A 15,582-nucleotide genomic window follows, 5' to 3' on the forward strand; every position below is an offset into this window, starting at 1 on the left:
GCGCGCGGCCTCGCCATCGCGGACGGGGTGGTCAGTGTCCTGGCTCCCGGCCAGGGCCTCCTGCGGTACGACCTCTCCGGTCGTCCCGCCGTTCCGCCACGTGTCGCCACGCCCGATCTCGTGGCCCTCGTGCCCGCCGAGGGCGGGGGCCTGGTCGGCGTCGGCCCCGGCGTGCTGGTGCGCGTCGACGCCACGGGAGCCACCACCACCGTGAAGACAACGGTGAACGACCCGACCGCGGTCGCCCAGACCGCCGACGGTCGGGTGGTGGTCGGCACGGCCGGCGGCCAAGTGGTGGTTTTCGACGAGAACCTGGCGCAGGTCCGCACGATCCGCGGCTTCATCAGGGTCGACGAGCTGACCGCATCGCCGCGCGGTGCCGACCTCCCCGACGAGCAGGTGGTGGTGGTCGATCGCGCACAGTCGTCGGCGACACCGGTCGACATCGACGATGGATCGCTGAAACCTGCGCTGCGTGCAGGCAACGGGGCGACCAACGCGACCATCGATCACTTCGGCCGGGTGTCGGTCGCCAACACCCGGGACGGCGAGATCATCGGATTCTTCGGTTCACCGCTGGTCATGCGGTTCCGCTACCCCGTGCCCGACGGTCCGTACGCCGTAGACTACGACGACACCCGCGAAGTCCTCTGGGTGTCGACGACGGCGAACAACGAGGTGGTGGCCTATGACCTGTCCGGCGGTGAGCCCACGGAGAAGCGTCGATTCCCCGCAGTCGCCCAGCCGGATTCGGTCGTCGTCGACGATCGCAGCGGGACCGTCGCCGTCCTCTCCGCGCGGACCGGCGAACTGCAACTCGTCGGCGCCGACGCCTCCACCGACGCCGCGACGCCGGGACGGTGAACGTGGCCGCTGACGATCACGTGGTGCGCCCGCGCACCGGCCGCGCCGGAACACGATTCGGCTCGCGTTACCCGCGCGGCTGGGAGGTCTCCTCGGAGGACGTCGAGACGATGCTGGTGAACCTGCCGCCCGATGTCACACGGGTCACCGCGTCGATGCGGCTGTCGCTCGAGGCCGAGTTCGGCGGGTGGGAGTTGTCCCGCGTGCGCCTGTACACCGACGGCACCCGGAAGGTGTTGCTGAAGCGTCGCAAGCCGCGACGTGGCGACCAGGGCTTCTCGGGGCAGGACGCGGCCGCATGCTGAATCGCCTGGACGCGGCGCTCTACCCACTGCTGCTCCGGGTGATGTTCCTCTTCTCCCCCGAGCGCATCCACACCGTCGCCGCCGCAGCCATCCGCATCGTCGGACGCACCCCTGGCCTCCGCTACCTCGCCGCCACACTGCTGGCCGTCGACGACCCGGTACTGCGACAACGGGTGTTCGGCGTCGACTTCCCCGCACCGCTGGGGTTGGCCGCCGGTTTCGACAAGACCGCTGCGTCGGTGAACGCCTGGGGGCAACTCGGATTCGGATACGCCGAGGTCGGCACGATCACCGGTCGTGCGCAGCCCGGCAACCCGCAACCCCGATTGTTCCGACTACCCGCGGACCGCGCGCTGCTCAACCGGATGGGATTCAACAACCCCGGTGCGCATGCGGCTGCCGAGAATCTGGCCGCCGTCCGGCGCGGACCGGTGGCCGTGCCGATCGGCGCGAACATCGGCAAGACGAAGATCGTCGGGTTGGACGAGGCCACCGAGGACTACCTCGTGTCCGCACGACTGCTCGGACCGCTCTCGGATTTCGTCGTGGTCAACGTGAGCTCCCCGAACACCCCCGGGCTCCGTGACCTGCAGGCCGTCGATGCGCTGCGGCCGATCCTGGCCGCGGTGGTCGCCGAGGTGTCGGTACCGGTCTTGGTCAAGATCGCGCCGGACCTCGCCGACGCCGACGTCGACGCGGTCGCCGACCTCGCCATCGAGCTCGGGCTCGCCGGCATCGTCGCGACGAACACCACCATCTCGCGTGCAGGCCTGCGCTCGGATGACGCGGAGGTCGCCGATCTCGGCGCCGGCGGTGTCTCCGGTCCCCCGGTCGCTGATCGTTCCCTCGAGGTGTTGCGTCGTCTCTACGGACGCGTCGGCGGCCGGCTCGCGTTGATCAGCGTCGGCGGGATTGAGACCGTCGACCAGGCCTGGGAGCGCATCATCGCGGGAGCCGACCTCGTTCAGGGCTACACCGGTTTCATCTACGGCGGACCGCTGTGGGCGCGCCGGATCAATCTGGGGATCGCCGAGCGGGTCCGAGCCGGTGGGTTCGCCGCTCTGGCCGAGGCCGTCGGCAGCGCGACTCGCGACTGACGAGCCACACCCACGGGCATGTCACCGCGCTCCATCGGGCCGGACACCGCACCACAACCGGTGAGAACGGGTGATGCCGTCACCTCCGCGGAGATGACGGCACCCCGATCAGACGCAGGAGGGCCCCACGAGCCGTCCCACCTCAGACGTCCTCCGCCGGCTGCTCGTAGGTGCCGACGATCCGGGCGCGCCCGATCGCATGCGAGAACAGGTTGAACCCGAGGTAGGCCGGGGTCGCACCGTCGGGTAGCTCCAACGACTCCACGTCCACCGCGTGCACGGCGACGATGTACCGGTGGGCGCCGTGGCCGGGTGGCGGCGCAGCGCCGACGTATCGGGCCAACGAGGCGTCGTTGGCGAGCGTGACGGCACCGTCGGGCACGCCGCTCGCGGCCTCGTCACCCGCGCCCTCGGCCAGTGAGGTCACCGAGACCGGGATGTCGGCGACGGCCCAGTGCCAGAACCCGGAGGCGGTGGGGGCGTCGGGGTCGTAGACGGTGACCGCGAAGCTCTTCGTGCCCTCGGGATACCCCGACCACGACAGTTGGGGCGATCGGTCCTCACCGCCGGCACCCATCAACCCACTCACCTGGGCGTTGGGCAGCGCGTCACCGTCGGCAAAGCTCTCCGACGTCACGGTGAACGTGGGCAGGTCGGGCAACGGCTCGTAGGGATCGTTCGTCGACATCGGTGACGTCACCTCTCTGTTGGCGGCCGGACCACTCCCACTATGCCACCGCCGGCGCGCGCGACCGTCGTCGCCGCAGTCACCACCCGACGATCAGCTGTTGTGCAAGAAGTGCTCGAAGACGTTGGTGCCGAAGCGAACTGCGTCCACCGGAACCCGCTCGTCGACGCCGTGGAAGAGCGCTGCGAAGTCGAGTTCAGGCGGCAACTGCAGCGGAGCGAAACCGAAACACCGGATACCCAGCCGCGCGAACGCCTTGGCGTCGGTGCCGCCGGACAGCATGTACGGCACCGTCTTGCCGTCGGGGTCGTGGGCGAGGACGGCGTCGTTCATCGCATCGACCAGGTGTCCGTCGAACGTCGTCTCGTACGAGTCGAGATGGGTGATCCACTCGCGGGTGATGCCGGGACCGAGCAACTCGTCGATCTCGGCCTCGAACGCGGCCTGCCGGCCGGGCAGTACCCGGCAGTCGATGACCGCCTCGGCCTTCTGCGGGATCACGTTCGCCTTGTATCCGGCCTTGAGCATCGTCGGGTTGGCGGTGTCCCGCAGCGTCGCACCGATGATGCGCGCCAGGTTGCCCAACTTGAACAGCGTGGTGTCGAGGTCCGGTGCGCCGGGGCGCAGGTCGAGTCCGGTCTCCTCCGAGACCACTCCCAGGAACTCCGCGACCGAGTCCGAGATGACCAGCGGAAAGGTGTGATTACCGATCCGCGCGACCGCTTCGGCGATGGCCGTGACGGCATTGTCCTCGTGCAGGAACGACCCGTGTCCGGCGGTGGCGTCCGCGGTGAGTCGCATCCACGACAACCCCTTCTCCGCGGTCTCGACCAGGTACAGACGCCTGGTCGAACCGTCCGGACGGTCGACGGTGAGGCTGAAGCCACCGACCTCGCCGACCGCCTCGGTCACTCCTTCGAAGAGGTCCGGACGGTTGTCGACCAGCCAGTGCGAACCCCAGGTGCCGCCCGCCTCCTCGTCGGCCAGGAAGGCGAACACCAGCTCTCGCGGGGGCACGGTGTTCTCGCGTTTGAACTGACGGGCCAGGGCGAGCGCCATACCCGCCATGTCCTTCATGTCGACCGCGCCACGACCCCAGATGTAACCGTCCTCGACGGAACCGGAGAACGGATGGACGCTCCAGTCGGCAGGTTCGGCGGGGACGACGTCGAGGTGGGCGTGCACCAGCAGCGCACCGCGATCGGAGTCCGCCGGACCGGCCAACCGCGCGAAGACGTTGCCACGCCCCGGGCGTCCGGACTCGACGTAGACCGTCTCGTATCCGACTTCCTCGAGCTGCTCCGCGACCCAGCGTGCGCACTCGGCCTCACCGACGGTGGTCTCGGGCTCCCCGGTGTTGGTGGTGTCGAACTGGATGAGTCTGCTGACCAGATCGACCACTTCGTCGACCGCACGCTGGGAAGTCACCTCCACACTCCTACGGGATTTGGGGTACGGGGGCAACCTCGGTTAATGTGGTCCGGCGGTTGCAATCAGCAGTGCACGCAACCAGGTCCGAGTGGCGGAATGGCAGACGCGCTAGCTTGAGGTGCTAGTGCCCTATTAACGGGCGTGGGGGTTCAAGTCCCCCCTCGGACACCCAGAACAGAAACCCCCGGGATCCACCAGGATTCCGGGGGTTTCTCGTTGTGCGGCAAGGGCCGCGCGTCCCCTTGGCTCAGCCGGGCTCACCCAGGAACGCGCCCGCCGGGCGGCCGTTGGGATAGGGAAGCTCGACGCCGTGTTCCTCGTAGGCGCGCAGGATGTCGCGACGGATCCGCCGCTGTAGCGCCCACTGTGCGTTCGCCTTGGTCTTCAGGGTCAGCCGCAGGGTGATCATGTCGGGCGAGACGTCCTGGACGCCGAGCATCTCCGGCACGCCGAGCACGTCGCCGGCGACGGCCGGGTCGGCGATCGCGGCACGCGCAGCCTCCAACGCGACCTCCTGGGCGCGGTCGATGTCCGCAGTCAGCGCGACCGGCACCTCCACTCGGGCCACCGCATACTCCTGGCTCATGTTGCCGACACGGATGATCTCTCCGTTGCGCACGTACCAGAGCGTGCCGTCGATGTCCCGCAGCGTGGTGATCCGCAGACCGACCGTCTCGACCTCACCGATCGCCTCACCGACGTCGACGATGTCACCGACCCCGTACTGGTCCTCGAGCAACATGAACACACCCGACACGAAGTCGCGCACCAGATTCTGGGCACCGAAACCGATTGCGAGACCGATGATCCCGGCGGAGGCGATGAAGGGTGCGATGTTGACGCCAAGCACCGACAGTGCGGACAGGACGAACCAGACCAACAGGATGATCGACACCGTCGACTTCAGGACCGAGCCGATCGTCTGCGCCCGTTGCGCGCGTCGCTCGGCGACGACCGGATCCTTGCCACCCCGGGGTGACCGATCCCGTAGATGGCGCAGCAGAGCGGGTTTGGTGCTGTCGGAACCGGGAGCGGCGTCGGGCCGGCCGGGCGGGCGGCGGGTCGCGCGGTCGATGACCCGATGCAGGATCAATCTCAGGATGATCGCCACCAGGAAGTAGGCCGCGATCCGGATCGGGTTCTCGATGAGCCACTGTCGGCTCGTGTCGGTCCATTCGAAAGCCAGAACTTGCGCAGTCATGACCCCGACCGTACGTACGTTTCCGAGGTTGTCGAGTGCCGGTGACGCCGCCCCGCGGCGTCCCAGCCGGTGCGCCAGGACACACACCGGCCTCCCGCCCGGCAGGACCGACGGGACTGTCGTAGGACACAATCGTCTCTCGTGACGCGCATCCTCTTCGACTGCGACACCGGCATCGACGACTCGGTGGCCCTGCTGTACCTGCTGGCGCGGACCGATGCCGACATCGTCGGCATCGCATCGACCGCGGGCAACGTCCCCGTGGACGTGGTCACCCAGAACAATCTGGCGTGGTTGACGCTGCTCCAGCGAGACGAGATCCCGGTACACGAAGGATCCGCGGTCCCCCTCGTCGGCGGACTGACCACCACCGAGGACACCCACGGTCCGCTGGGAGTCGGCTACGCGGAATTGCCGACACCCACACAGACCGTCGCCGCGACCGATGCCGCCGACGCATGGATCGCGGCCTCACAGGAGTACCCGGGCGAACTCGTCGGTCTGGTCACCGGTCCAGCGACGTCGTTGGCCACCGCGATCCGTCGGGACCCCGCGCTGCCGACCCGCCTCCGCCGACTGGTGGTGATGGGCGGGGCCTTCCACGTCCACGGCAACACCACCCCACTCGGCGAGTGGAACGTCACGGTGGATCCAGAAGCCGCGGCGGAGATGTTCCACGCCTTCGCCGACGACGCCGCACCCACCCCGATCGTATGCCCGCTGGACATCACCGAGTCCATCGCCATGACCCCCGATCACGTCGTCCGACTCGCAGGTGCCGCGGGATCGTCGCCGGTCGAACTGCTGGACGGCACCGACGATCTCGGCACGCGATCGGTCGCCGACACCCCTGTCATCCGGCACCTGACCGATGCACTGCGCTTCTACTTCGAGTTCCACGACGCTCACGACGAGGGCTACATCGCCCACCTGCACGATCCGCTGGCGGCCGTGATCGCCCTCGATCCGGGAATCGCCGAGACGCGGCCGGCGCACGTCGACGTCGAGTTGGTCGGCTCGCTGACCCGCGGCGCCACCGTCGCAGACGAGCGTGGGCTGTGGGGAGGGTCGGTCAACGCGCGGATCGTCACGGCGGTCGACGCCGACGCGGTCTTCGACGAGGTGATCGACCGCGTCGCCGCACTGGCCGCCGCCCACCGCGACGCGGTCGGGTCGCGCCCTGCTGCCGGCGAACAGCAGACGAGGGACGAACAGGAGACGGGGGACGAACAGGAGACGGGGGACGACCAGTAGGGCGCATCCGGTCGGCGGCGAGGGCTGCCGAGCCGGAGTAGCGTCGCGGTGTGACGAAACTCGGCTATCAGATCCCCAACTTCACCTACCCGGACGTCCCCGCCGACGAACTCTTCCCCACCATCACCCGCCAGGCCGTCGAGGCCGAGAACTCGGGATTCGACACGGTCCTCGTGATGGACCACTTCTATCAGCTCCCGATGCTCGGCAGCCCCGACCAGGAGATGCTCGAGTGCTACACCCTCCTGACGGCGCTCGCCCAGCACACCTCGCGGGTCCGCCTGTCCTCACTCGTCACCGGCAACACCTACCGGCATCCCACACTGCTCGCAAAGACCGTCACCGCGCTCGACGTGGTCTCTGGCGGCCGCGCGCAACTGGGAATCGGTGCGGGCTGGTTCGAGCTCGAGCACGACTCGCTCGGCTACGAATTCGGTACCTTCACCGACCGTTTCGAGAAGCTCGAGGAGTCGCTGCAGATCGTCCTCGGCATGCTGCGCGGTGAGCGTCCCAGCCTGGACGGCAAGTGGTATCAGGTCCGCGACGCGATCAACTCCCCAGCCCCACTGAGCCGCATCCCGGTGTTGATCGGCGGCGGCGGCGAGAAGAAGACGCTGCGACTCGTGGCCCAGTACGCCGACGAATCCAATCTGATATGCGCGGTCGAGGACATCGGCCGCAAGCTGGAAGCCCTTGCCGGGCACTGCGAACGGCTCGGCCGCGACCGCTCGGAGATCACCGTCAGCCTGCAGACGTCGGCATGTGTCGCGCCGACCCGCGAAGAGGCCGAGCGTGAGTTCGACGCGTACCTCGAGCGCACCCCCGAAGCCGGGGTGCGTCGTGGAACGGCGATCGTCGGCGCTCCCGCCGAGGTCGCGGAGGCATACGCGTCGCTCCTGGCCACCGGGGTCGACGGGGTGACCGTGAACCTGCCCGCCAACGGGCACATCGAAGGCAGGGTCCAGTTGCTCGGTGAGGCACTGGCCCCGTTGATCAAGTGACCTGCTGACGCGCTGCCGCGCGACGGTCCGCCCCGTCGCGCGGCTGCGCGTCGCCCTGCTGCGCTGTTTCTGGGCTGTTGCCTTCTGGGCGGTGACGACGTGCGAGCTCGAGCGACTGCCGTGGGGCGCCTCAGGACGGCGAGTCGAAGGCGTCGACGATCTGCTGCGCGGCGAGGGCCGGTGTCAACGATCCATCCCGGACCCGGCTCTCCACCTCGTCCCGGATTCCCTTCACCTCGGCGCTGCGGCCGAGGCGGGTGAGGACGATGTCGGTGACCATCGACCAGGTCCACTCGACCTGCTGGCGTTGACGGGTCTCATCGAATCGGCCCGCTTCGGTCAGCACCTCGCGGTGCCGCGTGACCTCGTCCCAGTACTCGGTGACACCGGTGTTCTCCATCGCGCTCATCGTCAGCACGGGCGGCGTCCAGAGCGCGTCATGCGGGTGGATGAGTTTGAGGGCGTTGGTCAGTTCCCGCGCGGCCGAACGTGCCTCGATCGCGTGTTTGCCGTCCGCCTTGTTCACCACGACGACGTCGGCGAGCTCGAGAACGCCCTTCTTGATGCCCTGCAGCGAGTCCCCGGTCCGGGCCAACGTGAGAAAGGTGAAGGTGTCGACCATGTTCGCGACGGTGACCTCCGACTGCCCCACTCCCACCGTCTCCACGAGCACCACGTCGAACCCCGCGGCCTCGACCAGGACGATCGACTCGCGCGTGGCCTTCGCGACACCGCCCAACGTGCCCGACGTCGGGGACGGCCGGATATAGGCCTCTTTGGCCACCGACAGCTTCCCCATACGGGTCTTGTCACCCAGGATCGACCCGCCCGTGCGCGTCGACGACGGGTCGACCGCCAGGACCGCCACCTTGTGGCCCTGCTCGATGAGATGGGTGCCGAGGGTCTCGATGGTCGTCGACTTGCCCACGCCGGGGACACCGGTGATGCCCACCCGGAACGACTTCCCCGCATGCGGTGTCAACCGCAGCAGGAGCTCCTGCGCGGCGGCGCGGTGGTCGGCACGGGTCGACTCGACCAGCGTGATCGCCCGCGCCAGTTCGGATCTGCGGTCGGCGAGGACGGCCTCGGCCAGCGCATCGACGTCGATGGGTCGCCCGCGGACGGGCCGCGAGGACGGTGCGGTGTCCCCCATCAGCCGGTGGTCGCTCCCGACAGTTCGTGCCCGAGGTTGCCGGCGAGTTTGGTGACGAGCTCGACCGCCGAGTCGGCGATGACGGTGCCGGGCGGGAAGATCGCCGCCGCGCCGGCGGCGTAGAGCTCCTGGAAGTCTCCCGGCGGGATCACACCACCGACCACGATCATGATGTCGCCGCGACCGACGTCCTCGAGTGCCTGTCTGAGGGCAGGCACCAGAGTGAGGTGACCTGCGGCCAACGACGAGACCCCCACGACGTGCACGTCGTTGTCTGCCGCCTGCGAGGCGACCTCCTCGGGGGTCTGGAACAGCGGGCCCACGTCGACATCGAAACCGAGGTCGGCGAACGCGGTCGCGATCACCTTCTGCCCGCGGTCATGACCGTCCTGCCCCATCTTCGCGACCAGGACGCGGGGGCGACGGCCCTCGGCCTCGGCGAACTCGGCCACGACCGACGTCGCCGCCTCGATGTTGCTCACCTGTCCAGCCTCATGTCGGTACACCCCGCTGATCGTCCGGATCTCCGCCTGATGGCGACCATAGACCTTCTCCATCGCGGCCGAGATCTCGCCGACGGTCGCCTGGTGTCGCGCGGCCTCGATGGCGAGGGCCATCAGGTTGTTCTCCATGCCACCGTCGCTGCTGCCTGCCGCGCGGGTCAGATCCGCGAGCGCGGCGGCCACGGCGGCCTGGTCACGCTCGGCCCGCAGGCGCTCGAGTTTGTCCAGCTGCTCGGCGCGGACCCGCGAGTTCTCGACCTTGAGGACCTCGATCTCCTCGTCGTCGGTGACCTGGTACTTGTTCACGCCGATCAGGGGCTGCTGTCCGGAGTCGATGCGAGCCTGCGTGCGGGCTGCGGCCTCCTCGATGCGGAGCTTGGGCAGCCCTTCGTTGATGGCCTGCGTCATACCGCCGGCCTCCTCGACCTCGCGGATGTGCGCCCGTGCCTTCTGCGCCAGCTGGTGGGTCAGCCACTCGACGTAGTCCGAGCCCGCCCACGGATCGATCGGCCGCGTCGTCCCCGACTCCTGTTGCAGCAGCAGCTGGGTGTTGCGGGCGATACGTGCCGAGAAGTCGGTCGGCAGCGCGATCGCCTCGTCGAGCGCGTTGGTGTGCAACGACTGTGTGTGCCCCTGGGTCGCGGCCATGGCCTCGACACAGGTGCGCGCGACGTTGTTGAAGACATCCTGCGCGGTGAGCGACCATCCTGAGGTCTGCGAATGCGTACGCAGCGACAGCGACTTCGGGTTGGTCGGGGCGAAGTCGGCGACGAGCTCGCTCCACAGCAACCGGGCGGCACGGAGTTTGGCGACCTCCATGAAGAAGTTCATGCCGATTCCCCAGAAGAAGGACAGACGTGGCGCGAACTTGTCGATGTCCAGGCCCGCCTCGAGGCCGGCACGGATGTATTCCACACCGTCGGCGAGGGTGTAGGCGAGCTCGAGATCAGCTGTGGCCCCGGCCTCCTGGATGTGGTAGCCGGAGATCGAGATCGAGTTGAACTTCGGCATCCGGGCACTGGTGTACTCGAAGATGTTGGAGATTATCCGCATCGACGGTTCCGGCGGATAGATGTAGGTGTTGCGGACCATGAACTCTTTGAGGATGTCGTTCTGGATGGTCCCGGCCAGCTTCTCCGGCGGCACCCCCTGCTCCTCGGCGGCCACCACATAGAGCGCGAGGATCGGCAGCACCGCACCGTTCATCGTCATCGACACCGAGACCGCACCCAGGTCGATGCCGTCGAACAGCTGGCGCATGTCGAGGATGGAGTCGATGGCGACACCCGCCATGCCCACGTCACCGGCGACGCGCGGGTGGTCGGAGTCGTAGCCGCGGTGTGTCGCCAGGTCGAAGGCCACCGAGAGCCCCTTCTGGCCCGCGGCGAGGTTACGCCGGTAGAAGGCGTTCGACTCGGCCGCGGTGGAGAAACCTGCGTACTGGCGGATCGTCCACGGCTGGTTGACGTACATCGTCGGGTACGGCCCGCGGACGAACGGGGCCTCACCGGGGATCGAGTCGAGGGGGTACGGATGGTCTCCCTCTGTCGCCACGGCATCGCGGTCCGCGCGGGTGTAGATCGGCCGCACGTCGATCTGCTCGGGCGTCGACCACGTCACCTGCTCGTCGCTATAGCCATGGGCAGTCGCGAGCCGACTGATTGCCTCGGCCGCTGCTTCTCGATCGGGAGTGGACGGCTGTGCCGTGGCTCCCGGGTCGGTGGTCGCCGTGTCGTCGACGAGCGGGACGTCGGCGAAGTTCGGGATGGTCTGCGACGATCCGGCGCCGTCCGCCGCCCCTGTCGTCGTGTCGGTCTGCGTCATGAGCTCGCTCCCACCCGGTCGCCTGCGGTCGTGTTGTCGGAGTCGTCCAGCTCGACGAGCAGCGCGTCGAGGACGGTCACGGCGTCGATGCCGACGCGCAGCGAGTCGTCGGGTGCGTCGTCGCCGTCGGGCCACTCGGCCGCCGGCCCCGCCAGCAGCACTCGGCCGACACCGGCGGAGCGGGCCGCGGTCAACGCGGCCGGGCCGTCTTCGGCGTACCTCTTCTTGGTGCCGCACAACACCGCGACGGGCGTCTGTGCCTCGGTGACAGCGGTGGCGATCGCATCCGCGGCCAGAGGCCCCGGGTTGGTGGCGTCGATACCGCCGGCGGCGAGCAGGTTCGCGACGAAGGTGGTGCGGCCGTTGTGCTCGGCCACCGGTCCCAGCGGGATCAACAGCACGCTCGGGCGACGGCCGTCGCGCGCCAGTCGCGCGTCGGATCGGTCACGCAGTTCCTCGAATCGTCGTGCGACACGGGCGAGTCGGGGCGATCCGTCGGGGACGTCCGTCGTTCCCGCGGCACCGTCGGCCAGGGCTCGCTCGGCCAGGTTGGGGAACTCGTTGACCCCCGTGACGGCGATGCGGCGATGTGCGACCTCGGCGTCCCGTCGAGCCAGTGACCCGGCGACCCGGTCGGCGATCCAACCGTCGGCGAGGGCCTGTCGGTACCCACCGCGAGCCTCGATGTCGGTGAAGACCGACCACGCGTTCGCGGCGACCTCTGCGGTGAGCGACTCCACGAACCAGGAGCCTCCGGCAGGGTCGATCACCTTGCCGAGGTTGGACTCCTCGAGGAGCAGCAGCTGGGTGTTGCGGGCGATGCGCCGGGAGAAGGAAGGCTTCGATGTCCGGTCGTCGACCGGCAACGCGGCGTCGTAACCGAGCACGGTGACCTGGTCGGCGCCACCGACGCCCGCCCCGAAGGCGGCGATGGTGCTGCGCAGCATGTTCACCCACGGATCGCGCTGGGTGAACATGGAGAGGTCGGTGACCGCGTGGGTGAGTGCGCCGCCGGCCTCGGGGGCGCCCGCGACCTCGGCGACGCGCGCCCAGAGTGCCCGCAGCGCACGCAGTTTCGCGATCCCGGCGAACTGGTCGTCGTCGACCGAGACCGCGAAGGTGATCTGCCGCAGTGCGTCCGCGGGGGCGAGTCCGGCGGCGGTGAGATCGCGCAGGTGTGCGACGGCGGCAGCGACGACCAGTGCCAACTCGAGGCCGTGATCGGCTCCCGCGGTGGCGAAGTCGGTGCCGTCGACCCGGAACGTCCGGACGTCGGCGGGAACTTCGGCGGCAAGCGCGACGGCGTCTGCGGGGTCGACCGTCGGGCGCCTGGAGAACGCCGCGGTCAGCGGTGACAGGCCGAGCGACAGCGTCGTCGCCGGCGTCGGGTCGGCGGCGACCGGTGCCCCTGCTGCCGCCTCACGCAACGCCAGCAGTGCGCGGGCAGCGGCGACACCGTCGGCGCCCGCATCGAGCGTGACGGGTACGAGGTCGAGGTAGACGCCGGCGAGTACGGCAGCGATGTCGTCGACTCCGACACCTGCGCCGACACGCAACCAGAGACCGCTCGCGCCGTTGGCGAACGCATCCAGGATGCCGGTGTTCACATCGGCGATCGGCGCGTCCAGGTCGTCGCCGAATCGCTCGGTGACACGCCAGCCGACGTTCACGTCGCGGACCGGGTCGGCACCGCGCACGTACGGGAAGCCCCCCGGCAGGCCGACCTCGGGGAGCTCGTCGCGTCGGGTGTAGAGCGGACGCACCGTCAGGCCGTCGGCCGTGGTCGTCGACAACAGTTCCTCGGCCGACGCCGGCAACTCCTCGACAGTGCTCCGCCGCGCCTTGGCCAGCACAGCCGCAGCGGCATCTGACCAGGACCTATAGGCGTCGTCGAGCGCCTGGCCGTCCAGTGGACCGGATCGCTGAGAAGCGTCCTGATCGGTCGGCGGTTGGTGGTCTGTGGGCATTGGGGCGTTCCACCTCCGTGTTGCTCCCTGTCGAGCGCGTACCCGACCTTAGCCGATCGCTCGGTCGGGACCCGACCCGGACGCTCCGGCGCGACAACGGCACCCGCGAATCCGCCAGTAGAGTGACGCAGGTGTCCGAACCCCCGTCCGTCGCGCCATCCGACCGGTCTGCGGCCACGGCGTCGGACACCGCTCCGCGTCGGCGTGTCGACGCCCGTGTGGTGAAGCGCGCAGCTGTCGTCGCAGTCGTCCTCGCCGCAGTGGTGGCCGCGTCGTATCTGGTGCCACTCCCTTCGGTGGCGAGTGTCCGCTCCTGGGGTGAGGACCTCGGACCGTGGTTCGTCGTCCTGTTCTTCGTCGCCTATGCCGTGGTGACCATCGCGCCGATCCCGCGATCGACCTTCACGGTGATGTCGGGTGTTCTGTTCGGTCCGCTGGTCGGCTTCGTCGGGGCGATGATCGCGTCGACGGTCGCCGCCATGGCCGCGTTCTGGTTGGTCCGGGGACTCGGGCGCAGACGCGTCCAACCGTTCCTGACGAAGCCGATCGTCCGTTCCATCGAATACCGGCTGAGTCGACGAGGCTGGCTGGCCGTGGGGTCGATCCGGTTGATCGCCGCCTGCCCGTTCTCGGTGGCCAACTACTGCTCGGCGCTGTCGTCGGTGCGACCACTGCCCTACCTCGTCGCCAGCGTCCTCGGGATGGCCCCTGGCACAGCGGCCGTCGTCTTCATCGGCGATGCGTTAACCGGCCAGCGCAACCCGCTGCTCCTGGGACTCAGCGCGCTGTTCTTCTCGCTGGGCATCATCGGCCTGGTACTCGACGCCCGACTGCCCGTGCGCTCCCCCGACGCCGACCCGACCACCGGCGAGGACCCAGCAGCCATGCGCGACGACCAGTCGACCGCTTCCGCAGGGTGACGATCGCCAGGTTCGTCGAGGCATTACCTTGATTCACCCATATCAAGTTTGATAGCTTGATTTGTGCAAGTTGCGTTTCCTGGCTTGATCGACCATGGGAACGTAGCCACTATCAGGGATGTCAGGTGACTCGCCGTGTACGTGATGACGACCGACCAGCAACGCAGCCGTCGAGAACCGGATCGTGTTCCCGGTGCCATCGAGGCCCTGAGTGGGATCCACACGGTCCGAACGTTCGATCGCACGGCAGGAGACGAGTTCCAGGCGGTACTCGACGACGTCGACGACGTCATCTCGGCGGTCGTGATCCTGGCCGAGCTGGGCGGGTGGAGCATCGGCATCGGCATCGGCGATGTCGAGCAGCCCCTCCCCGCCCAGACCCGGGCTGGTCGCGGGCAGGCGTTCGAGCGGGCGCGCGTCGCCGTGACCGACGCCAAGCGCGCGCCGTACCCGGTCTCCGTCGTCGGATCCGACGACGATGCCACGACCGCTGCCCGAACCGCGGTACGGCTGTTGTATCTCGTGGTGTCGGAGCGATCACCCGCTGGGCGAGCAGCGGTGGCCCAGATGCGTCGGGACGGAACACAGTCGGAGGCTGCTGCGAGACTGGGCATCACCCCGCAGGCGATGTCCCAACGCCTGCGCACCGCCAACTGGCATCTCGAGGAGGACACCCGCATGCTCGCCGCCGACCTGTTGAGGAGCGCCGGATGACCGCGACCGCACTGACCCTGCTCGCGGTGCTCGCCGTCGTCCCCGTGGTACTCGGCAGGTTCACCAGGACGGCACCGCCGTGGCGCACGATCGCTCTCGCAGCCGGGATGATCGTGGTGCTCGGTGTCGCGGCCGTTTTCGCACTGGGCACCGACCGCGTGACCGGTGTACCCGCGGTGATCACGTACTTCCTGGTCGCGCTCGTCGCGGTGACCGGAGGCACGGCGATGGTCCGCGGCGCACTCGTCACCGGCGGTATCCCTCCGTGGCGATCGCCAGGAGACGGTTCCGAGGACGTCGCAGGCGACGACGCTGAATCCGTCGGCGCCGACCGGGCACGGACACCGCCACCCGCAGGCACACCGCCGGCAGCGGATGCGGCCACGTCACCGGACGAGCGCCGGGATCCGTCGATCGCTCCACTACGCGGCGGCCGGGTGATCGGATATCTCGAGCGTCTCGTGGTGGTGGGGGCGCTCGCGACGCACTGGCCCGAGGCGATCGCCATCGCGATGGCCGTCAAAGGTCTGGGCCGCTACCCCGAACTCCGCGAACCGGGGGCGGCCGAGCAGTTCATCATCGGCACATTCGCCTCGGTGATCTGGGCCGCCGCCGCGGCCGGGGTCGGTCAGATCCTGGTGCGCTGACACCCGCCCGACC

General features: G+C 68.9%; 14 protein-coding genes and 1 tRNA gene. 9 read left to right on the top strand and 6 right to left on the bottom strand.

All coding sequences use genetic code 11. The annotated features are described in order from the left end of the window. From GS4_RS12630 to GS4_RS12640, 3 genes are all read left to right on the top strand, one after another. The coding region (locus tag GS4_RS12630) for a YncE family protein (RefSeq protein WP_007621081.1) at positions 1-864 on the top strand (864 nt) is incomplete at its 5' end. 2 nt (positions 865-866) lie between these two features. After that, positions 867-1,169, top strand: a complete 303-nt coding sequence (locus GS4_RS12635) for a DUF5703 family protein (protein ID WP_007621090.1) — start codon at positions 867-869, stop codon at positions 1,167-1,169. Continuing rightward, a complete protein-coding gene (locus GS4_RS12640) occupies positions 1,163-2,266 on the top strand; it encodes a quinone-dependent dihydroorotate dehydrogenase (RefSeq protein WP_007621092.1) in 1,104 nt (367 codons plus the stop codon). Before GS4_RS12635 ends, GS4_RS12640 begins: the two co-directional genes overlap by 7 nt. A 142-nt stretch (positions 2,267-2,408) precedes the next feature. On the opposite strand, the gene GS4_RS12645 is transcribed toward GS4_RS12640, so the two are convergent. Then, positions 2,409-2,954: a YbhB/YbcL family Raf kinase inhibitor-like protein gene (locus GS4_RS12645; RefSeq protein WP_007621094.1), complete on the bottom strand. Its 546-nt coding sequence runs from the start codon at positions 2,952-2,954 to the stop codon at positions 2,409-2,411. 93 nt (positions 2,955-3,047) lie between these two features. Then, positions 3,048-4,382: a M20/M25/M40 family metallo-hydrolase gene (locus GS4_RS12650; protein WP_007621096.1), complete on the bottom strand. Its 1,335-nt coding sequence runs from the start codon at positions 4,380-4,382 to the stop codon at positions 3,048-3,050. An 85-nt stretch (positions 4,383-4,467) separates the two neighbouring features. Between GS4_RS12650 and GS4_RS12655 the strand changes: the two genes are divergently transcribed. Continuing rightward, positions 4,468-4,553 (top strand) — tRNA-Leu (locus GS4_RS12655). Positions 4,554-4,632: 79 nt separating this feature from the next. Here GS4_RS12655 and GS4_RS12660 read toward each other — a convergent pair. Further along, the gene (locus GS4_RS12660; RefSeq protein WP_007621098.1) at positions 4,633-5,586 is read right to left on the bottom strand and encodes a mechanosensitive ion channel family protein; all 954 of its coding nucleotides are present in this window, start codon (positions 5,584-5,586) and stop codon (positions 4,633-4,635) included. Positions 5,587-5,727: 141 nt separating this feature from the next. Between GS4_RS12660 and GS4_RS12665 the strand changes: the two genes are divergently transcribed. Next, positions 5,728-6,840, top strand: a complete 1,113-nt coding sequence (locus tag GS4_RS12665) for a nucleoside hydrolase (RefSeq protein ID WP_007621100.1) — start codon at positions 5,728-5,730, stop codon at positions 6,838-6,840. Between the two features lie 50 nt (positions 6,841-6,890). Continuing rightward, positions 6,891-7,841, top strand: coding sequence for an LLM class F420-dependent oxidoreductase (locus GS4_RS12670; RefSeq protein WP_007621101.1), 951 nt, complete (start codon positions 6,891-6,893; stop codon positions 7,839-7,841). Positions 7,842-7,971: 130 nt separating this feature from the next. Here GS4_RS12670 and meaB read toward each other — a convergent pair whose 3' ends face one another. From meaB to GS4_RS12685, 3 genes are read right to left on the bottom strand one after another with little or no spacing between them, the layout of a single operon-like run. Then, complete coding sequence (gene meaB / locus GS4_RS12675; RefSeq protein ID WP_007621104.1) at positions 7,972-8,994, bottom strand: methylmalonyl Co-A mutase-associated GTPase MeaB; 1,023 nt, start codon at positions 8,992-8,994, stop codon at positions 7,972-7,974. Continuing rightward, positions 8,994-11,321, bottom strand: a complete 2,328-nt coding sequence (gene scpA / locus GS4_RS12680) for a methylmalonyl-CoA mutase (protein ID WP_007621105.1) — start codon at positions 11,319-11,321, stop codon at positions 8,994-8,996. Before scpA ends, meaB begins: the two co-directional genes overlap by 1 nt. After that, complete coding sequence (locus GS4_RS12685; protein ID WP_007621106.1) at positions 11,318-13,288, bottom strand: methylmalonyl-CoA mutase family protein; 1,971 nt, start codon at positions 13,286-13,288, stop codon at positions 11,318-11,320. The genes scpA and GS4_RS12685 overlap by 4 nt, the downstream gene beginning before the upstream one ends. 131 nt (positions 13,289-13,419) lie before the next feature. Here GS4_RS12685 and GS4_RS12690 point away from each other — a divergent pair, with 131 nt between their 5' ends. From GS4_RS12690 to GS4_RS12700, 3 genes are all read left to right on the top strand, one after another. Further along, positions 13,420-14,208: a TVP38/TMEM64 family protein gene (locus GS4_RS12690; protein ID WP_007621107.1), complete on the top strand. Its 789-nt coding sequence runs from the start codon at positions 13,420-13,422 to the stop codon at positions 14,206-14,208. A 135-nt stretch (positions 14,209-14,343) separates the two neighbouring features. After that, positions 14,344-14,922, top strand: coding sequence for a hypothetical protein (locus tag GS4_RS12695; RefSeq protein ID WP_007621108.1), 579 nt, complete (start codon positions 14,344-14,346; stop codon positions 14,920-14,922). Then, positions 14,919-15,569, top strand: coding sequence for a hypothetical protein (locus GS4_RS12700; protein WP_007621110.1), 651 nt, complete (start codon positions 14,919-14,921; stop codon positions 15,567-15,569). The genes GS4_RS12695 and GS4_RS12700 overlap by 4 nt, the downstream gene beginning before the upstream one ends. The last annotated feature ends 13 nt before the right edge of the window (positions 15,570-15,582 follow it).

Origin of the sequence: Gordonia soli NBRC 108243, assembly GCF_000334455.1 — a bacterium.
Taxonomy (GTDB): Bacteria; Actinomycetota; Actinomycetes; order Mycobacteriales; family Mycobacteriaceae; genus Gordonia; species Gordonia soli.